Source organism: Geodermatophilus sp. SYSU D01105, assembly GCF_054050095.1.
The window spans coordinates 88,821-110,175 of sequence record NZ_JBJGYR010000006.1 but is presented as its reverse complement, the minus strand read 5'-3'; the positions used below and the strand labels follow the sequence as shown (position 1 = coordinate 110,175).

At 74.9% G+C, this 21,355-nt stretch carries 25 protein-coding genes; 10 read left to right on the top strand and 15 right to left on the bottom strand.

Annotated elements, in window-relative coordinates; translation table 11 throughout:
- On the bottom strand, nucleotides 1–177 hold the full coding sequence (locus tag ACI79I_RS07385; RefSeq protein ID WP_456991656.1) for a DUF2795 domain-containing protein: 177 nt from the start codon (nucleotides 175–177) through the stop codon (nucleotides 1–3).
- A 45-nt stretch (nucleotides 178–222) separates the two neighbouring features.
- Between ACI79I_RS07385 and ACI79I_RS07380 the strand changes: the two genes are divergently transcribed.
- Nucleotides 223–759 carry a DUF2087 domain-containing protein gene (locus tag ACI79I_RS07380; RefSeq protein ID WP_456991655.1) on the top strand — a complete coding sequence of 179 codons (537 nt, stop codon included), beginning with the start codon at nucleotides 223–225 and terminating at the stop codon, nucleotides 757–759.
- 152 nt (nucleotides 760–911) lie between these two features.
- Complete coding sequence (locus ACI79I_RS07375) at nucleotides 912–1,646, top strand: hypothetical protein (RefSeq protein ID WP_456991654.1); 735 nt, start codon at nucleotides 912–914, stop codon at nucleotides 1,644–1,646.
- Between the two features lie 56 nt (nucleotides 1,647–1,702).
- Here the strand turns inward: ACI79I_RS07375 and rsgA are convergent, their stop codons facing one another.
- Genes rsgA through ACI79I_RS07360 form a run of 3 tightly spaced genes read right to left on the bottom strand, consistent with a single transcriptional unit; the run spans nucleotide 1,703 to nucleotide 5,548 of the window.
- The gene (gene rsgA, locus ACI79I_RS07370; RefSeq protein ID WP_456947397.1) at nucleotides 1,703–2,719 is read right to left on the bottom strand and encodes a ribosome small subunit-dependent GTPase A; all 1,017 of its coding nucleotides are present in this window, start codon (nucleotides 2,717–2,719) and stop codon (nucleotides 1,703–1,705) included.
- Between the two features lie 40 nt (nucleotides 2,720–2,759).
- Entirely contained in the window at nucleotides 2,760–4,028 is a 1,269-nt protein-coding gene (gene aroA / locus ACI79I_RS07365; RefSeq protein WP_456991653.1) for a 3-phosphoshikimate 1-carboxyvinyltransferase, read from the bottom strand.
- A gap of 59 nt (nucleotides 4,029–4,087) precedes the next feature.
- Nucleotides 4,088–5,548 (bottom strand): NAD-dependent succinate-semialdehyde dehydrogenase, encoded by a 1,461-nt coding sequence (locus tag ACI79I_RS07360; RefSeq protein ID WP_456991652.1) that lies wholly within the window; start codon nucleotides 5,546–5,548, stop codon nucleotides 4,088–4,090.
- 167 nt (nucleotides 5,549–5,715) lie between these two features.
- Here ACI79I_RS07360 and ACI79I_RS07355 point away from each other — a divergent pair, with 167 nt between their 5' ends.
- A complete protein-coding gene (locus ACI79I_RS07355) occupies nucleotides 5,716–6,462 on the top strand; it encodes an SOS response-associated peptidase (RefSeq protein WP_456991651.1) in 747 nt (248 codons plus the stop codon).
- Between the two features lies 1 nt (nucleotide 6,463).
- The gene (locus tag ACI79I_RS07350; protein WP_456991650.1) at nucleotides 6,464–8,017 is read left to right on the top strand and encodes a fused MFS/spermidine synthase; all 1,554 of its coding nucleotides are present in this window, start codon (nucleotides 6,464–6,466) and stop codon (nucleotides 8,015–8,017) included.
- A 210-nt stretch (nucleotides 8,018–8,227) separates the two neighbouring features.
- On the opposite strand, the gene ybaK is transcribed toward ACI79I_RS07350, so the two are convergent.
- Nucleotides 8,228–8,701: a Cys-tRNA(Pro) deacylase gene (gene ybaK, locus ACI79I_RS07345; protein WP_456991649.1), complete on the bottom strand. Its 474-nt coding sequence runs from the start codon at nucleotides 8,699–8,701 to the stop codon at nucleotides 8,228–8,230.
- A 212-nt stretch (nucleotides 8,702–8,913) separates the two neighbouring features.
- On the opposite strand from ybaK, the gene ACI79I_RS07340 reads away from it, so the two are divergent.
- Nucleotides 8,914–9,618 (top strand): sigma-70 family RNA polymerase sigma factor, encoded by a 705-nt coding sequence (locus ACI79I_RS07340; RefSeq protein WP_456991647.1) that lies wholly within the window; start codon nucleotides 8,914–8,916, stop codon nucleotides 9,616–9,618.
- Nucleotides 9,618–9,959, top strand: coding sequence for a mycothiol system anti-sigma-R factor (rsrA, locus tag ACI79I_RS07335; RefSeq protein WP_456991646.1), 342 nt, complete (start codon nucleotides 9,618–9,620; stop codon nucleotides 9,957–9,959). Before ACI79I_RS07340 ends, rsrA begins: the two co-directional genes overlap by 1 nt.
- Before the next feature lie 159 nt (nucleotides 9,960–10,118).
- Here the strand turns inward: rsrA and ACI79I_RS07330 are convergent, their stop codons facing one another.
- On the bottom strand, nucleotides 10,119–10,193 hold the full coding sequence (locus ACI79I_RS07330; RefSeq protein WP_014377707.1) for a 50S ribosomal protein bL37: 75 nt from the start codon (nucleotides 10,191–10,193) through the stop codon (nucleotides 10,119–10,121).
- Between the two features lie 223 nt (nucleotides 10,194–10,416).
- On the opposite strand from ACI79I_RS07330, the gene ACI79I_RS07325 reads away from it, so the two are divergent.
- Entirely contained in the window at nucleotides 10,417–11,451 is a 1,035-nt protein-coding gene (locus ACI79I_RS07325; RefSeq protein WP_456991645.1) for a biotin carboxylase N-terminal domain-containing protein, read from the top strand.
- A gap of 66 nt (nucleotides 11,452–11,517) precedes the next feature.
- A complete protein-coding gene (locus tag ACI79I_RS07320; protein ID WP_456991644.1) occupies nucleotides 11,518–11,769 on the top strand; it encodes a biotin/lipoyl-binding carrier protein in 252 nt (83 codons plus the stop codon).
- A 108-nt stretch (nucleotides 11,770–11,877) separates the two neighbouring features.
- On the opposite strand, the gene ACI79I_RS07315 is transcribed toward ACI79I_RS07320, so the two are convergent.
- Nucleotides 11,878–12,384: a GNAT family N-acetyltransferase gene (locus tag ACI79I_RS07315; protein WP_456991643.1), complete on the bottom strand. Its 507-nt coding sequence runs from the start codon at nucleotides 12,382–12,384 to the stop codon at nucleotides 11,878–11,880.
- A gap of 83 nt (nucleotides 12,385–12,467) precedes the next feature.
- Between ACI79I_RS07315 and ACI79I_RS07310 the strand changes: the two genes are divergently transcribed.
- Entirely contained in the window at nucleotides 12,468–13,952 is a 1,485-nt protein-coding gene (locus ACI79I_RS07310) for a sensor histidine kinase (RefSeq protein WP_456991642.1), read from the top strand.
- A gap of 117 nt (nucleotides 13,953–14,069) precedes the next feature.
- Here ACI79I_RS07310 and ACI79I_RS07305 read toward each other — a convergent pair whose 3' ends face one another.
- Nucleotides 14,070–14,360, bottom strand: a complete 291-nt coding sequence (locus ACI79I_RS07305; protein WP_456947409.1) for a WhiB family transcriptional regulator — start codon at nucleotides 14,358–14,360, stop codon at nucleotides 14,070–14,072.
- 483 nt (nucleotides 14,361–14,843) lie between these two features.
- On the bottom strand, nucleotides 14,844–15,866 hold the full coding sequence (locus tag ACI79I_RS07300; protein WP_456991641.1) for a diacylglycerol/lipid kinase family protein: 1,023 nt from the start codon (nucleotides 15,864–15,866) through the stop codon (nucleotides 14,844–14,846).
- Nucleotides 15,867–15,954: 88 nt separating this feature from the next.
- On the opposite strand from ACI79I_RS07300, the gene ACI79I_RS07295 reads away from it, so the two are divergent.
- Nucleotides 15,955–16,440, top strand: a complete 486-nt coding sequence (locus ACI79I_RS07295) for a hypothetical protein (protein ID WP_456991640.1) — start codon at nucleotides 15,955–15,957, stop codon at nucleotides 16,438–16,440.
- A 40-nt stretch (nucleotides 16,441–16,480) separates the two neighbouring features.
- On the opposite strand, the gene ACI79I_RS07290 is transcribed toward ACI79I_RS07295, so the two are convergent.
- The 6 genes from ACI79I_RS07290 to ACI79I_RS07265 form a co-directional block, all read right to left on the bottom strand.
- Nucleotides 16,481–17,263, bottom strand: coding sequence for an HAD-IIA family hydrolase (locus ACI79I_RS07290; RefSeq protein ID WP_456991639.1), 783 nt, complete (start codon nucleotides 17,261–17,263; stop codon nucleotides 16,481–16,483).
- Nucleotides 17,260–17,748 (bottom strand): N-acetyltransferase family protein, encoded by a 489-nt coding sequence (locus ACI79I_RS07285; protein WP_456991638.1) that lies wholly within the window; start codon nucleotides 17,746–17,748, stop codon nucleotides 17,260–17,262. Before ACI79I_RS07285 ends, ACI79I_RS07290 begins: the two co-directional genes overlap by 4 nt.
- On the bottom strand, nucleotides 17,745–18,572 hold the full coding sequence (pssA, locus tag ACI79I_RS07280; RefSeq protein ID WP_456991636.1) for a CDP-diacylglycerol--serine O-phosphatidyltransferase: 828 nt from the start codon (nucleotides 18,570–18,572) through the stop codon (nucleotides 17,745–17,747). The genes ACI79I_RS07285 and pssA overlap by 4 nt, the downstream gene beginning before the upstream one ends.
- Before the next feature lie 10 nt (nucleotides 18,573–18,582).
- Complete coding sequence (locus tag ACI79I_RS07275) at nucleotides 18,583–19,260, bottom strand: phosphatidylserine decarboxylase (RefSeq protein WP_456991635.1); 678 nt, start codon at nucleotides 19,258–19,260, stop codon at nucleotides 18,583–18,585.
- Nucleotides 19,261–19,347: 87 nt separating this feature from the next.
- Nucleotides 19,348–19,761, bottom strand: a complete 414-nt coding sequence (locus ACI79I_RS07270; RefSeq protein WP_456991634.1) for a VOC family protein — start codon at nucleotides 19,759–19,761, stop codon at nucleotides 19,348–19,350.
- 175 nt (nucleotides 19,762–19,936) lie between these two features.
- On the bottom strand, nucleotides 19,937–21,337 hold the full coding sequence (locus ACI79I_RS07265) for an FAD-binding oxidoreductase (protein WP_456991633.1): 1,401 nt from the start codon (nucleotides 21,335–21,337) through the stop codon (nucleotides 19,937–19,939).
- Between the last annotated feature and the right edge of the window lie 18 nt (nucleotides 21,338–21,355).

Below are 21,355 nucleotides of genomic sequence, written 5' to 3'. Positions count from 1 at the left end.
TCAGTCGAACACCGCGGAGCTGACGCCGCTGGGGCCCTCGTACTCGCGGTCCTCGATCTTCGAGAGCGCGTCCAGCACGTCCTTGTCGCCGCCCTTGGCGTGCTCGAGGATCTGGTCCTTCGTCGCCGGGTAGTCCATGCCCTTGAGGGCCTTCTGGATGTCGATGGGGCTCACCATGTCCCGGGCCTACCCACGGCCGGGCCGCGGCATACCGTCGCAGGTGTGGACGCCGCGACGATCGCCGGGCTGCTGGCCGACCCGGCCCGCCTCAAGGTGGTCGCCGCCCTCGCCCTCGGCGCCGGCACGATCGAGGAGGTCGCGCAGGCCTCCGGGCTCCCGCTCAAGGACGTCGCCCTCGCCGCCCGCCGGCTGGCCCGCACCGGCCTGGTGCGCCGCGACCGGCACGAGCTGGAGCTGCTGACCGACCGGTTCGGGGCCGCCGCGCGCGCCGCCGCGGAGGCCGCGCCGCCGCCCGCGCCGCTCTCCGACGACCCGGCCGAGGACGCCGTCCTGTCCGCGTTCGTCCGCGACGGCCGGCTGGTCTCCGTCCCCGCCCAGCAGAGCAAGCGCCGGATCGTGCTCGAGCACCTGGTGCGGGTGTTCGAGGTCGGCGTCCGCTACCCCGAGCGCGAGGTGAACGCGCTGCTGGCGGTCTGGCACCCCGACACCGCCGCGCTGCGCCGGTACCTGGTCGACGAGGGGCTGCTCTCCCGCGAGGCGGGCCTCTACTGGCGCACCGGCGGCTGGGTCGACGTCTGAGATCCCCTCACCCCGACGATCATGAAGTCCGGGACGGTGCGCGCCGCCCAGGGACGGCGGGTCGGTTCCCGGGCTTCATGATCGTTGCCGGGCGGTCGGGGGGCGGGAGAACTCGCTGGTCGGCGCGGGTGGTCGGCGCGCAGACTCGCCCGGTGCCCGACGCCGACGCCTTCCGCGCCCTCGCCCGGTCCTCGCCGTGGCGCTGGTCGACGCTGCGGTTCACCGTGCGGTGGCCGGGCAACCCGTGGCGGCCGGAGACCCTGCGGGCCCGGGTGCGCCGCCCCGACGTCGTCCGGGTGGAGACCCTCGACGGGCGGCTCCTGCAGGTGGTGCGGGAGCAGCCCCAGCGGGTCGGCGTCCTCATGTCGGACGGCGGCCGCACCGTCACGCTGCCCTGGCCGGCCGACGGTCCACCGCCGGTGTACCGGCCCGACGGGCTGGTCGCGCGCCGCCCCGAGGACCTCTCCTACGACGCGCCGATGTACCAGAGCTACGACTGGGTCGCGATGCTCGACCCGGTCGAGCTCGCCGACGGCCGCGATCCCGACAGCGGGACGGCGGACCTCCCCGGCACCGAGATCGACGCCGTGACCGAGGTCGAGCACGGCGGCCGGCCGGCGTGGGAGGCGCTGGTCGCGACGACGCCGGCGTACGACCCGCGCTGCACCTGCTGCACGCTGCTCCGCTCGCGGCACGTCGACGAGGGGGAGGCCGCTGCAGGCGGTGTGGACGCGGTTCTGGCCGAGTACCCCGAGCGGTACCGCGTGCGGCTCGACGTGGGCACCGGTGTCTGCGTGTGGATCGACGACCCGGAGAGCCTGGCCCCCGGGCTGGACCTGCGGATCGAGGCCGTCGACGAGCCGATGGACGACGCGCTGTTCCCCTGACGGCCCCCTGCAGGGTCCCGCGGCGAGCCTGCGAGCGGTGGGGGCAGCGCGTCCTCTCAGTAGCCGGGGCCGAGCTGGCCGACGGCGTCGAGCAGCCGGCGCAGGCTCTCCAGCCGCTCGCGGCGGGCCGGGGGGCCGGCGTCGGCCCAGGCGTCCAGCGCGCAGTCGGGGTCGTCGGCGGTGTGCCCGCACCCCGGCGGGCAGTCGACGGCGGCCTCGGCGACGTCGTCGAACGCGGCGACCACGTCCTCCGCGGTGACGTGCGCCAGGCCGAACGAGCGGATGCCCGGGGTGTCGATGACCGTGCCGCCACCGGGCAGGTCCAGCAGCACCGCAGACGACGAGGTGTGCCGGCCCTTGCCCACCTTGGTGACCTCGCCGGTCGCCCGGTCGGCGTCGGGCACGAGGCGGTTGACCAGGGTCGACTTGCCGACACCGGACTGGCCCACCAGCACGCTCATCCGGCCCTCCAGGCGGGCGAGCAGCTCGTCCAGCGGCGTCTCCCGCGACATCGGGACGGCGTCCACCTCCAGACCGGCATAGCGGTCGAGCAGCGGCTGGGGGCTGGCCAGGTCGGTCTTGGTCAGGCACAGCAGCGGCTCGAGGCCGCCCGCGTACGCCGCGACCACGCACCGGTCGAGGAAGCCCAGCGCGGGGTCGGGGTCGGCGACCGCGGTCACGATCACCAGCTGGTCGGCGTTGGCCACCACCACCCGCTCGGTCGGGTCGGTGTCGTCGGCGGTGCGCCGCAGCGACGTCGTCCGCTCCTCGATGACGACGATGCGGGCGAGGGTGTCGGGCCGGCCGCTGGTGTCGCCGACGACCCGGACCCGGTCGCCGACGACCACCCCGTGCCGGCCGAGCTCGCGGGCCCGCATCGCGGTGACCTCGACCGGCGCGCCGTCGGGCCCCTCGACGCGCACCGTCATGCGGCCGCGGTCGACCGCGACCACCAGGCCCGGGACGGCGTCGGAGTGCGCCGGGCGGGTGCGGGTACGTGGCCGGGACCCGCGCCGGTTGGGCCGGACCCGGACGTCGTCCTCGTCCATCCGGCGGTCGTTGCGGCGGCTCACGGCGCGACCCCGGGCCGGCGCCGCCCCCCGCTCCGGCGGCTCAGCGCTCGACCTCCAGCATCGACGTCCACCGCTGCACGAAGTCGGGCAGCGTCTTGGTCACCGCACCCGGGTCGGCGACCGCGACGCCCTCGATCGCCAACCCGAGGACGGCGGCGGCCATGACCATGCGGTGGTCGGCGTAGGAGTCCAGCCGGGCCGGACGACGGGGACCGGGGGTGATGGCCAGCCCGTCGGGCAGCTGCTCAACGGTCGCCCCCACGGCGGTGAGCACCTCGTCGAGGGCCTGCAACCGGTCCGTCTCGTGACCGCGCAGGTGCGCGACACCGGTCAACCGTGAGGGCCCGTCGGCGAGCGCGCACAGCGCGGCCAGCACCGGGGTCAGCTCGCCGACCGCACCCAGGTCGGCGACCAGCGGCCGCACCGTGCCCGAACCGGTGACCTGCAGCCCGTCGTCGACCCGCGCGACCGACGCGCCCATCGAGGTCAGCAGGCGGTCCAGCTGCCCGCCGGGCTGCGTGGTCGCCGAGGGCCAGTCGCGGACGGTGACCCGACCGCCGGTCACCAGCGCCGCCGCGAGGAAGGGGGCGGCGTTGGACAGGTCGGGCTCCAGCACCTCGTCGCGGGCGGCGATCGGGCCGGGGGCCACCCGCCAGCCCCGGTCGGTGGCGGTCACCCCGACGCCGTGCTCCCGCAGCGACTCGACGGTCATCTCCACGTGCGGCATCGAGGGCACCCCGCCGGCCAGGGCGAGGTCGATGCCCTCGTCGAAGCGGGCGGCGGCCAGCAGCAGACCCGAGACGATCTGCGAGGACTCGCTCGCGTCCACGGTCACCGCGCCGCCGCGCACCCGCCCGGTGCCGTGCACCGTGAACGGGGCCCGGCCGCGGCCACCGTCGTCCACCTCGACACCCAGGTCGCGCAGCGCGGTGACGAGCCCGGCGTTGGGGCGCTCGCGCAGCCGGGGGTCGCCGTCGAGCTGCACGGGACCGGAGGCCAGGGCGGCGACCGGGGGCAGGAACCGCAGCACCGTCCCGGCCAGTCCGGCGTCGACCTCGGCCGGGCCGCGCAGCTCCCCGGGGGTGACCAGCCAGTCGTCGCCGTCGGGCGTCACCCCGACGCCGAGCGACCGCAGTGCCGCGGCCATGAGGTCGGTGTCACGGGCCCGCAGCGGGCGCACCAGGCGGCTGGGCCCGTCGGCCAGCGCCGCGAGCACGAGCGCGCGGGCGGTCAGCGACTTGGAGCCGGGCAGGGCCACGACGGCGTCCACCGGCGTGCTGCGGTGCGGCGTCGTCCAGACCTGGCTCATGGGTCCATCCTGCCCTGTCGCGCCGACCCTCCGGCCGGCGCGACAGGGGAGGGGAGTGCTCAGCCGGCGGCGGCCGCGTCCGCCGGCTTGGCCTTCTTCGCCCCCGCCACACGCACCAGGCGGCGGTTGGCGAACTCGAACATGCCCAGCTCGGAGAGCTCCCGGCCGTAACCGGAGTTCTTCACACCGCCGAAGGGCAGCTCCGGCGAGGTGCCCGACGGCGAGTTGATCCAGACCATGCCGGACTCGACCTGGTCGGCGACCTCCCGGGCGCGCTCGACGTCGCTGCTGAAGACGGTGGCCGACAGCCCGTACGGGGTGTCGTTGGCCAGCCGCACCGCCTCCTCCTCGCTGGAGACCCGGTACACCACACCCACCGGGCCGAACAGCTCCTCGCGGTAGGCCCGCATCTCCGGGGTGACGTCGGCCAGCAGGGTGGCGTGCACGTACGCCCCCTCGCGGTCGGGGCGGCCGCCGCCGGCGAGCACCGTCGCGCCCTTGTCGACGGCGTCCTGCACCTGCGCGGTGAGGTCGGCGGCGGCGCGCTCGGAGGACAGCGGGCCCAGCCGGGTGGAGGGCTCGTTCGGGTCGCCCGGCTGCAGGCCCCGGAAGACCTCGGCGAGGCCGCTGACGAACTCGTCGTAGACGTCGTCCATGACGATGAACCGCTTGGCGGCGATGCACGCCTGGCCGGCGTTCATCGTCCGCGACATCGCCGCGGCCTTCACCGTCTGCTGCACCTCGGGGGCGTCGAGCACGATGAACGGGTCGCTGCCGCCGAGCTCGAGCACCGACTTCTTCAGGTACTTGCCCGCGAGCGAGGCCACGGCGCTACCGGCCCGGTCGCTGCCGGTCAGCGTCACGCCGGCCACGTGCGGGTGCGCGATGACCTTCTCGACGTCGGAGATGCGCAGGAACAGGTTGGTGTAGACGCCCTCGGGGACGCCGGCGTCGTGGAACAGCTGCTCGAGGGCGAGCGCGGTCTGCGGGTTGTTCTCCGCGTGCTTGAGCAGGATCGCGTTGCCCAGCACCAGGTTGGGCGCCGCGACGCGGGCCACCTGGTACAGCGGGAAGTTCCACGGCTCGATGGCCAGCAGGACGCCGGTCGGCTCGTTGACGACGATCGCCTCGCCGTCCATGACGTCGATCGGCCGGGGCTCCAGGAAGCGCGGGCCGTTCTCGGCGTAGTAGCCGAAGATGCCGGCGACCAGCATGGCCTCCCCGGTGGCCTCGCGGACGGGCTTGCCCATCTCGCGGGTGACGAGGGCGCCGAGCTCGTCGCGGCGCTCGCGCACCAGCTCGCCGATCCGGCCGACGACGGCGGCGCGCTCCTCGACGGGCCGGCGGCGCCACTCCTGGAAGGCGGCGTGGGCCCGCTCGACGACCCCGTCGACCTCGGTGCTGTCGAGGAAGGGGAACTCCTTCTCGGTCTGCCCGGTGGCCGGGTTGACGGTCGCGTACGGCCGGTCGCCGGTGCTGCTGGCGGTCTTGCCGGCCGGGGCGGTCTCGGTGGTGGTCACTGCCCTGTGTCCTCCGTCGCGGTGTCCGGTTGTGTCCGCTCCCCGTCCTACCCCTCGCCCCCCGGGGCACGCGCAGGGGACGGCGGATGTCGGAGGGGCGCTCTAGGCTCGTGATCACGGTCCGCCGGGCCGCCGCCCGCCGTCCGCCCGCAGGGAGGAGTGCCGCCGTGTGTGGCCGCTACGCCGCCAGCCGCCGTCCCGAGGACCTCGTCCTCGAGTTCGAGGCGGTCCGCGCCGAGGGGCAGTCCGCGCTGCCGGCCGACTACAACGTCGCCCCGACCAAGGACGTCTACGTCGTGCGGCACAAGAAGGAGCGCGACCCCGAGGGCCGGCCCACCGGGGAGGGGCACCGCGAGCTGCGCGCCGTCCGCTGGGGGCTGGTGCCCTCCTGGGCCAAGGACGTCTCGGTCGGCAACCGGATGCTCAACGCGCGCGTGGAGTCGCTGACCGAGAAGCCGGCGTTCCGCTCCGCGGCCCGCTCCCGCCGCTGCCTGGTGCCCGCCGACGGCTGGTACGAGTGGGCCAAGCGGCTGGACAAGCCGGGCAAGCAGCCGTACTACATCACCCCGCAGGACGGCTCGGTGCTCGCCTTCGCCGGGCTGTGGGAGGTGTGGGGGAAGGGCGAGGACCGCCTCTACACCTGCACGATCGTCACCGAGCCCGCCGTCGGGGCGCTGACCGAGATCCACGAGCGGATGCCCCTGGTCCTGCCGCGGGAGCGCTGGGCCGACTGGCTCGACCCCGCGCGGGACGACGTCGACGCCCTGGCCGCGCCGACCCCGCCGGAGCTGGTCGAGGGCCTGGAGCTGCGGCCGGTCGGCACGGCCGTGAACAACGTGCACAACAACGGCCCGGAGCTCGAGGCCCGGGTGGACACGGTCAGCCCGCCGGCCGACCAGCCCGCCCTCTTCTGAGGTGGCGGGCACCGAGGAGACCCTGCCGCCGCCGGTGGAGCGCGCGGCCCCGGCGGGTGCGCTGCCCACGTGGGTGGCCGCGGTCGTCACGTTCCTGAGCTCCGGCGCCGTGCTGGTGCTGGAGATCGCCGGGCTCCGGCTGATCGCGCCCTACGTCGGGATCACCCTGCAGACCAACACCGCCGTCATCGGCTTCGCGCTGGCCGCGATCGCCCTCGGCGCGTGGTCGGGCGGCGCGGCCGCCGACCGCACCGACCCGCGCCGGATGATCGCCCCGCTCCTGGTCGCCGGGGGCGCGCTCGTCGTCGCCGTCCTGCCGCTGGTGCGCTTCGCCGGGTCGTGGCTGACCGGGCCGGAGGCGGGCAGCGTGCTGCTGCTGGCCGCGGTCGCCGTCGTCGTGCCGGCGGCGCTGCTGTCCGCGGTGCCGCCCATGGTGGTCAAGCTGCAGCTGGCCAGCCTGGAGGAGACCGGCTCGGTGGTCGGCCGGCTGTCGGGCATCGGCACGCTCGGCGGCATCGCGGCCACGTTCGTCACCGGGTTCCTGCTGGTCGCGGTGTTCCCGACCAGCGGCATCCTCGTCGGCACCGGCCTGGTCACGGTGGCGGTCGGCGTGGCCGTCGGGGTCCTGCTGCGCCGGCGGTCCTCCGGAGGGGCGGGGCGGGTGCCTGTCGCGCTGCTGCTGCTCGCCGTCGTCGGGTCGCTGCTGGCCGCCGTGGCACCGTCGCCCTGCCAGTCCGAGACCGCGTACCACTGCGCGCGCGTGGTCGCCGATCCGGAACGGGAGACCGGCCGCGTGCTGGTGCTGGACACGCTGCGGCACTCCTACGTCGACGTCGCCGACCCGACCCACCTGGAGTTCGCGTACGTGCGGGCGATCGCCGCGGTTATCGAGGGGGCCTCGCCCGAGGGCCGGCCGCTGTCCGCGCTGCACCTCGGCGGCGGCGGCCTGACCCTGCCGCGGTACCTGGCCGAGACGCGGCCGGGCACCGAGAGCCTGGTGCTCGAGGTCGACCCCGGCGTGGTCGACATGGACCGCGAGCAGCTGGGTCTGCAGGAGTCCGACGCGCTGCGGGTGCGCGTGGCCGACGCCCGCGTCGGCCTGGCCGACGAGACGCCGGGGGAGCGCGACGTCGTCGTCGGCGATGCCTTCGGCGGCCTGTCGGTGCCGTGGCAGTTGACCACCGTCGAGGCCCTGCAGCTGGTGGACGACGCCCTCACCGACGACGGCGTGTACGTCGCCAACCTCATCGACCGTCCGCCTCTGGGCTTCGTCAAGGCCGAGCTGGCCACGCTGCGCGAGGTCTTCCCGCACGTGCTCCTGCTCGCCCGCGCGCCCGTGCTGGCCGGGGACGACGGCGGCAACGTCGTCGCGGTCGCCTCCCGGCGTCCGCTGCCGGCCGACGCGATCGACGCCGCGCTGCGCGAGCAGGACCTCGCATGGGAGGTTGCCGGGGGAGAGCAGCTGACGGCCTTCATCGGGGGCGCCGACGTGCTCACCGACGACCACGCGCCGGTCGACCAGCTGCTCACCACCTACACGAGCCCGGGCTCGTAGCCGGCCCCGCGCAGTTCGCCGCCGCGAGCTCGGACGACGTCCTCCGCAGACGACGGGGCGCCCCTGCCGGCGGTGATCATGGAACTGCGGAGCCGACACGCCGCTGACGGCCGGCGTGTCGGTGCCGCAGTTCCATGATCGTCGGCCGGGTGTCGGCTGATCGTCGGCCGAGTGCCGACCGGGGTGCCGGTCGGGGCCTCCGCGTGCAGGTCAGCGGCCGATGCGCGCCGTGCGCGCCCGGGTCAGCCGGACGAGGTCGGCCGGGGCCAGCTCCACCTGCAGCCCGCGGCGGCCGGCGCTGACCATCACCGTCGGGAACTCCAGCGCGGACTCGTCCACGACCGTGGGCAGGGCCTTGCGCTGGCCCAGCGGGCTGATCCCGCCCAGCACGTAGCCCGTCGTCCGCTCGGCGTCGGCGGGCTCGGCCATGGCCGCCTTGCGGCCACCGGCGGCGGCGGCCAGGGCCTTGAGGTCCAGGCTGCCGCTCACCGGGACGACGGCGACGGTGAGCGTGCCGTCGACGCGGGTGACCAGAGTCTTGAACACCTGCCGCGGGTCGGCGCCGAGTGCGGCGACCGCCGCCTCGCCGTGCCCCTGGTCGGAGGGGTGCTCGGGGTCGTAGGGGTGCAGGGTGTGTGCCACGCGGGCCTTCTCCAGGGCCCGCACCGCGGGGGTCGCCGCCACGGCGCCGCAGCCTAGCCAGGTCGACCGTGATCCCGGCCGCGGAGGGAATGGAGCCCCGCTCCGGTGCGGTTGGACAGGCCGTGAGCAGCACCCTCTCCACCAGCGCCCGCCAGCGGGTCGCGCACCGGCGCCCCCCGGGCCGCCCCGACGCCACGCGGCTAGGATCGGCCGAGGCGGCAACCCGCATCCGGGGACCGCAGAGAGGACGGTCGGTGCCCGAGGAGTCCGCGGACCAGACGCCCCAGGTGGAGTCGGACGAGCACGCCGCCACCGCGCCCGTGGAGGTGCCCGAGGCCCGGGAGGGCGGCAGCCGGACCGAGGTGGCCGAGACCCGCGCCGAACGTGACGCCCGGTTCGAGCGCGACGCCCTGCCCTACCTCGACCAGCTCTACCCGGCGGCCCTGCGGATGACCCGCAACCCGGCCGACGCCGAGGACCTCGTCCAGGAGACCTTCGTCAAGGCCTACTCGGCGTTCCACCAGTTCGCCGAGGGCACCAACCTCAAGGCCTGGCTGTACCGGATCCTGACGAACACCTACATCAACAGCTACCGCAAGAAGCAGCGCCAGCCGCAGCAGTATCCCACCGACCAGGTGCAGGACTGGCAGCTCTACGCCGCCGAGGAGCACAGCTCCAGCGGCCTGCGGTCGGCCGAGATCGAGGCACTGGACCACCTGCCGGACTCCGACATCAAGGAGGCCCTGCAGCAGCTGCCCGAGGACTTCCGGCTGGCGGTGTACCTCGCCGACGTCGAGGGCTTCGCCTACAAGGAGATCGCCGAGATCATGGGCACGCCCATCGGCACGGTGATGTCCCGCCTGCACCGCGGTCGACGCGGGCTGCAGAAGCTGCTGGCCGACTACGCACGCGAGCGCGGCTTCGTCCGCGCCGGAGCCGGTGAGGAGGCGAGCCACTGATGGGCAACGACGCCCCGCAGGCCGGCGAGCCGATCGAGATCAACTCGTGCGACGACGTCCTGTCCCACGTGTTCGAGTTCCTCGACCACGAGACCGACGAGGCGCGGCGTGACGTCATCGCCGAGCACCTCGAGGACTGTTCGCCCTGCCTGCGCCAGTTCGGCATCGAGCAGGAGTTCAAGGCGCTGGTCCGCCGCCGGTGCGGGGGCGACGCCCCGCCGCCGGGGCTGCGGGACCGGATCAAGTTCCAGCTGACGACCGTCTCCTTCGAGGAGGACGGCACCCAGGTCAGCGTCGAGAAGCTGACCGTGGAGCGGACGCAGGAGCACCCCACCGCCTGACGTCACGACAGCGCCCCACCGCCTCCGGGCGGTGGGGCGCTGTCGTCGTCTGTGCCGGCCCGTCCCGGGGCCTGGCTCAGGCGGTGTCCATCGGCGTGACTCGGCGCCCCGGTCCGGTCCTCACTCGCTGGCGCTCGTTCGGTGCTCCCGGGGCGGTCGTCACGCGTTGGGCCGCTTGCCGTGGTTGGCCTTGTTCCCCTTGCGGGAGCGCCGCTTGCGTCCACGCTTGGACATCGCTGCCCTCCTCTCCTCGTCGCTGCTGCGGGCCCGGTCGCGGGCCCCTGGATCCCTGCGGGCGCCGGGGCCGCGGGAACGCGGACCGGCAGACCCGTCAAGCTGACCCCTCCAGCCTCTCACGACGCCGCCCGCCACCCCCCTGTGGCGGGGCAGCCCCGTCGCGGGTCAGGCTGGGGCAGGGCAGCAGCGCGCACTGGGAAGGGTCGGCACGGTGGCACAGGTGGGTATCGAGAGCGTCCTCGTGGCGGGGCGGGGCCCTGCGGCCTGTGCGGTGATGGCTGCCTGCTCGCGCCTGGACGTCAAGACGGTCGCCGTCCACTCCGAGGCCGACCGCTCGGCCCGGCACGTCCGGCTGGCCGACGACGCGATCCTGCTCGGACCGGCGCCCGCCGCGGAGTCCTACCTGGCCGTCGACCGGATCGTGGAGGCGGCCCGGCGCAGCGGGGTCACCGCCGTCCTGCCGGTGCCTCCGGCGCTGGCCGGCAACGCCCGGCTCGCCGGGGCGGTCGTCGCCGCCGGTCTCACCTGGGTGGGGCCGTCGGCCGCGGTGCTGGAGCGGCTGGGCGGTGACGGGGTCGAGCCGGCCAGCGAGCGCGGCTTCCTCGCCTGGGTCACCGACGGGGGGCTGCACGTCACCACGCCGGTCTGCCGCGACCGGGCCGCCGGCATCGCCCGCGTCTCCTGGACGCCGGACGAGCCGGTCGAGCTGCCCGCCGCCGCCAAGCGGCTGGCCGAGGTGGGCTGGCGCGGCCTGGTGACCGTCGGGATCGCACCCGACGGCGAGCTCGCCGAGGTGGCCGCCGGGTTCTCCCTCGACATGGCCGTGCTGGAGCGCGCGCACGGGGTGGACGCCGTCGAGCTCGCGCTGCGCAGCGCCGCCGGAGGCCGGGCCGCCTCCGACCCGCCCCCGGGACGGGCACCGCGCAAGGCGGTCGCCGTCCAGCTGCGGTCGACCCTGCCGCCGGGCACGGCCGGCCGGGTCACCGGCCGGTTGCCGCAGTCCGGCCCGCGCCGGCGCGGCGCGGACGTCGAGGTGGTGGCGGTCAGCGGCTACGAGCCCGGTGACCGGCTCGACGGCTGGTACGACGCGCTGCTGGCCACCGTCAGCGCCGGCGCGCCCGACACCGCGACCGCCGCCCGGGCCGCGAGTGACCTGCTCACCGGGCTGCCGGAGACCGGCGTGCCGCACGACGGCGCCGAGATCTGCCCGGTGCTGGACCGGCTGGCCACCGGCCACCCCCGCCCCGGGGCCTGACCGGCGACCTCCCCGCGTCCCGGGGCGCCGAGGACGGCGCCGATGCCCCTCCGGCTCCGTGCTTGGATGGTCCGCAGGTCAGCGCGGGAGGTGCAGGTGGCGGTCGAGGAGATCCACGCCGAGATGGTGTCGAGCGTCTGGAAGGTGCTCGTCCAACCCGGCAGCCAGGTCGCGGCCGGCGACACCCTGGTGATCCTCGAGTCGATGAAGATGGAGATCCCCGTCCTCGCCGAGCGCGGGGGCACGGTGCGCGAGCTGCACGTCGTGGAGGGCGAGGTGCTCCAGGAGGGCGACCTCATCGCCACCGTCGACGGCTGACGCCGCCGGGAGCATCGCAGGGAGCGCCGGCGACCGAGGAGCGGACCGGGGGCGGAGGCCGTCCGGTGCCGTCAGCCGCTGAGCGGGGCCCTGCGAGAGCGTCCCCCGTCAGACATCGCGGGCGTAGACCCTCAGGTCGACCCCCGGGAGGGGCGACCAGTCCCGCTCCGGGAGCCGGGTGAAGCCCAGCCGTTCGTAGAGCCGGTGGGCCGCGGTCATCCGCGGGTCCGTGGAGAGCACCATCCGTCGCTTGCCGGCCGCTCGAGCCCGCTCCAGGCAGCCGGTCACCAGCCGTGCGCCGATGCCCCGTCCCCGCTCGGCCGGGTCGACGACGAGCATGCGGAACGCGGCCTCGTCGTCGGACTCGACCACCTCGCCGAAGTCGCCGGAGAGCACCAGCGCCACGCTGCCCAGCACCCGCCCGCCCGGGTCGCGGGCCACGAGCAGCTCCGCGTGCGACGCCCGCCCCTCGACGTCGGCCAGGGTCGGCACGTACTCCGGCGGCGCCAGGTCGCCGTCGACGTACACGCGCACGGTCAGCTCGGCGATGCGGGGGAAGTCCTCGGGACGCGCCGGCTCGATGGACAGGGACGACGCGTCGGCGGGGGAGACCACGCCCCCGAGCCTAGGTGCGGCCCTCGAGCAGGCGTCCCTTCCACGGTGGGGTGGGCGGGCCTGTCTCTACGCTCGGGGACACCATGAACAGCCTCTCCGAACGCCTCACCCGGGGCTCGGCGTCCGCCCCCGCCCAGGTCGACCACGCGCGCCGGCTGGTGGCCGACTGGCAGCTCCTGGCCGACCTCTCCTTCGCCGACCTCACACTGTGGGTGCCGCTGCCCACCGGCGCCTGGTGGTGCGTCGCCCAGGTGCGGCCGCTGACCGCGCCGACCAGCCAGCCCGAGGACCTGGTGGGCTCGGAGGTGCAGGGGCCGGCCGCGGAGCCGTTCGAGGTGGCCCACCGCGAGGGCCGCCCGGTCACCGAGGGGGAACCGGACTGGTCGGGCTCCACGCCGCGGCGGCGGGAGGTGATCCCGGTGCGGCACGACGGCGTCGTCGTCGCCGTCCTGGCCCGTGACACCAACCTGGCCGTCACCCGGTCGCCGTCCACCCTGGAGCTGACCTACCTCGACATCGCCGCCGACCTCTGCCTGATGGTCTCGGCCGGTACGTTCCCCCCGCAGAAGATCCTGGACGCCGAGATGAGCCCCCGGGTCGGTGACGGCCTGGTGCGGCTCGACGGGGCCGGGCGCGCCGCCTACGCCAGCCCCAACGCGCTGTCGGCCTACCGGCGCATGGGGGTGACCGGGGACGTCGTCGGCGCCGACCTCGCGCGGCTGACGCGCGACGCGGCGGCCGACCGGGTGGCCGGCGAGGCGGTGGCCGCGGGGATCCGGGCCGCGGTGGGTGGCCGGTTCCCCGACCCGATGGACGTCGAGGGGCTGGCGGCCACCCTGCTGGTGCGGGCGCTCCCGCTGCAGGCCCCCGGCGGCGAGGAGGGGGCGCTGGTGCTGGTGCGCGACGTGACCGACGTCCGCCGCCGGGACCGGGCGCTGCTCACCAAGGACGCCACCATCCGCGAGATCCACCACCGGGTGAAGAACAACCTGCAGACGGTCGCAGCGCTGCTGCGGCTGCAGGCGCGGCGGATGACCGAGCCGGCCGCCCGGGAAGCGCTGGAGGAGTCGGTGCGGCGGGTGGCGTCGATCGCGGTGGTGCACGAGACCCTGGCCGGCAGCCGTGAGGACGTCGTGGACGTCGACGACGTCCTCGACCAGGTGCTGCCGATGCTGGGCGACCTGACCTCGGTGGGCCCCGCGGCGCGGACCCGCAGGCTGGGCCAGTTCGGCGAGCTGCCGGCCGTCGCGGCCACCCCGCTGGTCCTGGCGGTCACCGAGCTGCTGCACAACGCCGCCGAGCACGCCTTCCCGGACGGCAGCCCGGGCAGCATCGAGCTGGTCGCCGAGCGCGACGGGGAGGACCTGGTCGTCCGCGTGCGGGACGACGGGCAGGGCCTGCCCGAGGGCTTCGACGTGACCGCCAGCGAGGGCCTGGGGCTGCAGATCGTGCGGACGCTGGTCACCAGTGAGCTCGGCGGTGGGCTGAGCATGGGTGCCCCGTCCACCGGCGAACCGGGGACCGAGGTGGTGCTCACCCTCCCCGGTGCCGGCCGCCTGCGGAGGTGACCACCGGGGACGACGTCGACAACGCCACGAGGCCGGCCCGGGCATCCCGGACCGGCCTCGTGGCGGTTCAGTGCGGCGGTGCCGGGCGGGGGGCCCGGGAGCCGGATCGCGGTGGGCTCAGGCGGTGCGCACCCGGGTGCGAGCCTGGCGCCGCTTGAGCGCGCGCCGCTCGTCCTCGGACAGCCCACCCCAGACGCCGGAGTCCTGACCCGAGCGCAGGGCCCAGTCCAGGCAGGACTCCACGACCGGGCAGCGCCGGCACACACCCTTGGCCTGCTCGATCTGCACGAGAGCCGGACCGGTCGTCCCGATGGGGAAGAACAGCTCCGGGTCCTCGTCTCGGCAGAGCGCGCGGTGGCGCCAGTCCATGGCGGTGATCTCCTCGATGTCGTCTACGGTGTGGTGCATCAGTCGCCGGCCTCGGACCGTTCCGCAGGCCGGCACCGGGTTGGCCAGCGCCATGGCACAGCGACTCAGTGCATTTGTTACCGACAGGTTGCTTTCCTCTCGCGATGTTTTCACGAGGAAGATGCCTGTCAAGCAAATCGGAGGCTTCGGTCGACCCCTCGTGAGCAAGCTCACCACGGGCGTGCTAGGTGCGCCACTCGACCGCACGTCCCCGCGACGCGAGGCATTGACATCGCCCGTCCGACGTGCACAAAGCTGCAGGTCGGAACCGCAATTGCGAGAACGGGCAGTTCCTCGTCGATGTGGTGCGGATCGCCCCTGACCCCGCTGCGGGACCGGGCCGCCCCGGCGGTCCGTGGCGCCGCTCGGCCGTCGCCCTCCGACGCCGTCTGCGCCGGGGTCAGGCCACCACGTCCATGGGTGACCTGACGCCGCCGGTCCGCTCCTCGCTCGCCGGCGCTCGCTGCGATGCTCCCGGCGGCGTCAGGCCACCACGCGCAGGGCGGCGGGGACGCTGCACACGCGCAGCCCCGTCGCGGTGCCGAGGTGGTCGCCGTCCAGTTGCCAGCCCTGCGGGCGCACCGCCGTGAGGATGACGGTCTGCAGGTCGTGCCGGCGGTGCACCCCTCGGCCGCGCGCATCGGGGCGGCGGGCGAACACCTGCCGCACGTGGTGGAGCATCCGGAACACCCCCATGCGCCCCATGGCGAAGACGTCCAACCCGGCGTCGAAGGACGCCTCCGGGCTGGGGTTCACCGGCCGCCGCCCCAGGTAGGTCCACGGCGCCACGTTGGACACCAGGCACAGGAACAGCCCGTCCAGCGACGGTTCCCCGGGCAGCTCGAGCGTCATGGGCGGGTCCCGGCGCTCGTGGCCCAGCACGAACGCCGTCGTCGCCTCGACCACGTACAGGGCCCCGGTGGAGCGCCGTCCCCGCGCCCGCTGCGCCTCCACCCGCCCGATGACGTCGGCGTCGAACCCGAGCCCGGCGCTGAAGACGAACCACCGGGGGTCGGTCCACCCGGGGGAGGCGGCGGCACCGGCGTCCGCGGCAGCCTGGGCGGCCCCGGGGTCGGGGAGGGCGATCGTCGCCGTCGTCGTGCCGCGCGCGCTCGCCGTCCCCAGGGAGACCCGCCGGGTCCGGCCCGCGCGCAGCGACTCCAGGATCTCGGTGGTCGCCGTGAGCGGGTCGCGGGAGCGCCCCAGCGCCCGCGAGAAGACGTTCGTGGACCCGCCGGGCACAACCGCGAGGGTCGGCACCCCCGGGCCGGGGCCGGCGTGCAGCAGCCCGTTGACGACCTCGTTGACGGTGCCGTCACCGCCGAGGGCCACGACGACGTCCACGCCGTCGGCCCCGGCCGCCCGGGCCAGCTCGCTGCCGTGACCGCGGTGGGTGGTCTCGGCGAGGTCCACCTTGAGCTCGCCGGCCAGGGCGGCGAGCACGTCGTCGCGCATCGTGCGGGAGGTCGTCGTCGCCGCGGGGTTGGCCACCACGAGCGCGCGCATGACGGTCAGGCTAACGAGGCCGGGAGTCGAGGCCCGGCAGGTGCGGCCCGGACCGGTCCGGAGGCGTCCGGCGCGTACCCTCGCGGCCGTGACGGAGCAGCCAGGAGCCCGGCCCCCGCGGGAGCGCCGGCACTCGGAGCGGCTGCTGGGCGGTGCCGCCGAGCCGTCCGCGGCGCGGCCCGCCCGGCCCCGGTCGCAGGCACCGCCCGCGGTGCGGCGAGCGGCGCTGGTGGTCGGCCTGGAGGCCGTGCTGCTGGCCGGGGTCGCCGTGTGGCTGCTCCTGCTGACCTTCACCTCCACCCCCGACAGCGTCGGGCGGGCGGTCGCCGAGGTCGTCTACGTGGGGCTGTTCGCCGCGCTCCTGGCGGCCGCCGCGGTGGGGCTGTGGCGGGTGTCGAGCTGGGCCCGCGGCCCGGTGGTCGTGCTGCAGCTGCTGTTCGCGCTGCTGGGCTACTACTCGGCGTTCGAGTGGGGCGGGCCGCTGGTCGGCGTCCCGGTCCTGGTGCTGGCCGCCGTCGTGCTGTACCTGCTGGCCACCCCCGAGGCGCGCCTGGCCTTCTCCGGGGATCGCTGAGGGAGGACCCCGCGTCCGGGTGGGGCCGTGACGGGGCGCCTCAGACGAGCTCGACGACGTCGGCGATCGAGTCGAGCACCCGGCCGGGACGGAACGGGAAGCGCGCCACGTCGGTCGCGCGCGTCGAACCCGTGAGCACCAGGATCGTGTCCAGCCCCGCCTCGATGCCGGCGACCACGTCGGTGTCCATCCGGTCGCCGATCATCACCGTCGACTCCGAGTGCGCGGAGATCCGGTTCATCGCGCTGCGGAACATCATCGGGTTGGGCTTGCCGACGAAGTAGGGCTCGGCGCCGGTCGCCCGGGTGATCATCGCCGCGACCGAGCCGGTCGCCGGCAGCGGCCCCTCGGGCGAGGGACCGGTGACGTCGGGGTTGGTCGCGATGAACCGCGCCCCCGAGCCGACCAGCCGGATCGCCCGGGTGATCGCCTCGAACGAGTAGGTGCGCGTCTCACCGAGGACGACGTAGTCGGGGTCGGTGTCGGTCAGGGTGTAGCCGGCCTCGTAGAGCGCCGTGGTCAGACCCGCCTCGCCGATGACGTACGCCGAGCCGCCGGGCAGCTGGCTGGAGAGGAAGTCCGCCGTCGCCAGCGCCGAGGTCCAGATCGACTCCTCGGGCACCTGCAGCCCCGACCGGGCCAGTCGGGCGGCGAGGTCGCGCGGCGTGAAGATGGAGTTGTTGGTGAGCACCAGGAACCGGCGCCCCAGCTCGACCAGCCGCTGCAGGAACTCCGCGGCGCCGGGCAGCGCCTGGCCCTCGTGCACCAGGACGCCGTCCATGTCGGTGAGCCAGCACTCCGGCGGCTTCCGGTCGGTGCTCATGCCCGCTCGCGGCGGTCGCCGGCGAACGTGGTCAGGGCCTCGTCGGTGAGCCGGAAGACCGTCCACTCGTCCATCGGCACCGCTCCGGCGGCCTTGTAGAAGTCGATCGAGGGGGTGTTCCAGTCCAGCACCGACCACTCCAGGCGGTCGTGGCCGCGCTGCACGCACAGCTCGGCGAGCGTGCGCAGCAGCTCGCGGCCCAGCCCGCTGCCCCGGTGCTGCGGCTGCACGTAGAGGTCCTCGAGGTAGATGCCGTGGGTGCCGCGCCACGTCGAGAAGTTCAGGAACCACAGGGCCATGCCGACGACCTCGCCGCCGACGTCCGCGACGTGGCCGAACAGCTTCGGGGAGTCGCCGAAGAGCGCGGCGGTCAGCTGCTCCTCGGTCAGCCGGACCTCGTGCGCGGCCTCCTCGTACTCGGCCAGTTCGCGGACCAGCCCGACCACGGCGGGCACGTCGTCGGGGCGGATCGGGCGGACGCTCATGTGAGCAGCTCCTTGACGCGGGCCGGCACCAGCCGGGCGAGGGGCGAGAGCGCCGGCACGAGCACCGGGGCCAGCAGGTAACCGTAGGCGAGCACGCAGCCGGTGATCACCGGGACGAGGGCGAAGCCGACGACGACGGCCAGCGCCGCGACGACCAGCCCGTAGGGCCGGCCGCTCTTCGGGCTGACCAGCGAGCGGAACGAGCGGAACCGGATGGTGCTCACCATGAGCAGCGCCGGGACGGCGACGATGAGCAGCACCCACAGCCGGTCGCGGCCCTGCATCTGGTCGCCGAAGGCGAACACCGAGGCCAGCACGACGCCGGCGGCCCCGGGGCTGGGCATGCCGGTGAAGTACCGCTTGTCGGCCGTGGGGTCGATCGTCGTGTTGAACCGCGCCAGCCGGATGGCCGCGCACGCGACCCAGAGGAAGCAGGCGACCCAGCCCAGGGGGTCCCACTCGTCGCGGCCCTCGGAGAACAGCGTGAACGCCAGCAGTGCCGGGGCCAGCCCGAAGGAGACCAGGTCGGCCAGCGAGTCGAACTGCAGGCCGAACGGGGTGACCGCGCCGACCAGCCGGGCGACCGCGCCGTCGGTGATGTCGAAGACCACCGACAGCCCCACCAGGACGGCGGCCAGCGTGTACTGCCCCCGGATGGACACCAGGATCGCGGCGAAGCCGCACATCATGTTGGCCAGGGTGAACAGGCTGGGCAGGGTGGCCAGGGCCCGCCGGCGGCTCCCGCGGACCGACCCCCGGACGAACTCGACGGTGGCCGTGCGCCGGGTCTGCGGCGGGCGCGCGCCGGACGCGGAGCTGGGCATGGCCGCCTCCTCAGCCGGCTGCGGGCCAGCGGGCGATGACGGTCTCGCCGCCGCGCACCCGCTGCCCCTTGCGGACGGTGATCGTGCACTCGCGGGGGACGAAGACGTCCATCCGCGAGCCGAACTTCATCAGCCCCATCCGCTCGCCGGTGGCCAGGTGCTGGCCGACGCCGGTGCGGGTCACGATGCGCCGCGCGAGGGCGCCGACGAGCTGCCGGAAGACCACGGTGCGTGGGCTGGGGCCGGTGGTGTCGCGCAGCCACAGCTCGCTGCGCTCGTTGAGGTGCGCGGACTCCTTGCGGTAGGCGGCCAGGAAGCTGCCCTTGCGGTAGGAGCTCTCCACGACCTCGCCGTGGTACGGCGAGCGGTTGACGTGCACGTCGACCACGGAGAGGAAGACGCTCACCTGCTGCCAGTCCCCCTCGGGCGCGACGCCCTCCTGGGGCTCGCCCGCGACCATCACCACGCCGTCGGCGGGGGACAGGACGTCGTCCTCGGCCGGCGGCTCGACGTCGCACCGGCGATCGGGGTCGCGGAAGAACAGGGCCATGTAGGCCGACAGGGCCAGGAACGGCCAGGCGGCGAACCGGAGCCCTCGCCGGCCGGACAGCCGCCCGGCGAGGGAGGACAGGGCCGCGGGAGCCAGGGGGACGGTGATGAACGGCCACCCGGCCGGATCGATGCGCATCGTGGCCAAACGGTACCGGGACGCACTCGCGTCGGCCGACGGATCACCGGCTGCCGGCCCGGGCGGCCGGCAGCCGGGTCCGGCGGGTCAGGCGGCTGGGGTGGCGACGTTGACCAGCCACCGAACGCCGAAGCGGTCGGTGACCTGCCCGAACGTGTCGCCCCACACCTGCTCCTCCAGCGGGACGTCGACGACGCCGCCCTCGGCCAGCGCCTGGAACCAGCGGGGGAGGGTCTGCGCGTCGTCCCCGGAGAGCGACAGCGACACCCGGTCCGGGCCGGTGGCGTCGGGGTCGTGGCCGTCGGAGGCCATGAGCTCCAGCCCGTCGGCGGTGCGCAGGAAGGCGTGCATCACGCCGTCGTCGGGGTACTCGCCCCCGCCGCCGCCGACGTCCCCGAAGGTCATCACCTGGAGCTCGCCGCCGAGGACGGAGCGGTAGAACTCCATCGCCTCGCGGGCGTTGCCGGAGAAGTCCAGGTAGGGGTTGAGCCGGGTGGCCATGGCGTCTCCTCGTGTCCTGGTGCGGTCAGCGGGCAGACCGGCGTGCGCGCCGGAACTCATCGACGCGCCGGGCGCGGGGACGGCGACGGCCGGCGAGCGGGGAGCTCGCCGGCCGTCGCCGCACCTCGGGGAGCACCCAGGCCGCGGCCTCCGTGGAGGCGGTCTGGCTGACCCCTCAGGTCGAGGCGGACGTCAGCGGCTCGATGTTCTGGTTGAGGCGGAAGACGTTGTCCGAGTCGTAGGCGGCCTTGACTGCTGCGAGCCGCTGGTACCCAGCGGTGCCGCCGTACGCCTCCGTGATGCGAGCACGGCCCTCGTCGCCGTCCAGGTGGTTGACGTAGGTGCTGGCGGCGGCTGGACGCAGGGCAGTCCACGTGTCACGCGCCCAGCGACGGTGGGCGTCGCCGGGACCGCCTTCCCAGGAGGAGGAGACGGTGACCAGCCAGCGGCTACCGCGGTTGGCGAAGGCGGTGGCGCGTGGGTCGACGTCACTGATCGCTCCACCCAGGAGCCGCAGCAGGATGACGCTGCGCGGTGAGCTGACGCCCGCCCACTGCTCGACCAGGCGGTCGATCGCTGCGTCGTCGAGCCGTCCGAGGAGGTCGGATCGGACGTAGTTGTGCAACCCGGGCGGGTTCATCGCGTCGGCGGAGCGCTGCAGCGCGACGTAGCCCGTGATCCCCACGCCGTCGACCACCGGCCGGCCGATCCCCCGGACCCCGTGGAGGAACGCCTCACCCTCGCTCCGCGATCCGACCCAGCACGGGATGACCACCAGGGTCCGCCGGCCCTGCAGCGGCTGCGGCACCTCGGGCAGCGGTGGCATCGTCGCCAGCGCTGTCACCAGGGCGAACTCGCGCGGTGTGTCCAGAGCGAGGTCCTGCAGCGCCCGCAGCACCGCGGGCGCCTGGTCCTCGGGGTACATCAGCGGACCGGCCACCAGCGGCCCGACCGGGTGCAGGCGGAAGCGGAACTCGGTCACGATGCCGAAGTTGCCGCCTCCACCGCGCAGGGCCCAGAACAGGTCGGGGTGCTCGTCGGGACCGACCTGCAGCAGCCGGCCATCGGCCGTGACGAGATCAGCGGCCAGGAGGTTGTCGCAGCTCAGCCCGAACCTGCGGGACAGCCAGCCGATGCCGCCGCCGAGGGTCAGGCCGGCGATCCCGGTGTCCGACACCTCCCCTCCGGGGGTCGCCAGTCCGAACGCCTGGGTCTCGGCGTCGAACTCGGCCCAGGTGAGCCCGGGCTGTGCGGTGGCCGTGCGCGACCGCGGGTCGACCCTGATGCCCTTCATCCCCGACAGGTCGACCACGATCCCGTCGTCGCACGTCGAGAACCCCGGGATGCTGTGGCCTCCTCCGCGCACCGCGAGCGGCAGGCCGCGCTCGCGTGCGTGGCGCACGGCAGCGATCACGTCGGCGGCCCCCGTGCAGCGAGCGACCATCCGGGGCCGGCGGTCGATCGCGAGGTTCCACACCCGGCGGGCGCGCTCGTAGTCCGGTGAGCCGGGGCTCACGACCTCCCCCCGGAAGCCCGGCAGGTCGTGGTCGAGGTCCTTCTCGAGCAGGTCGGTCATGGCTTGCCTCCGCGCAGG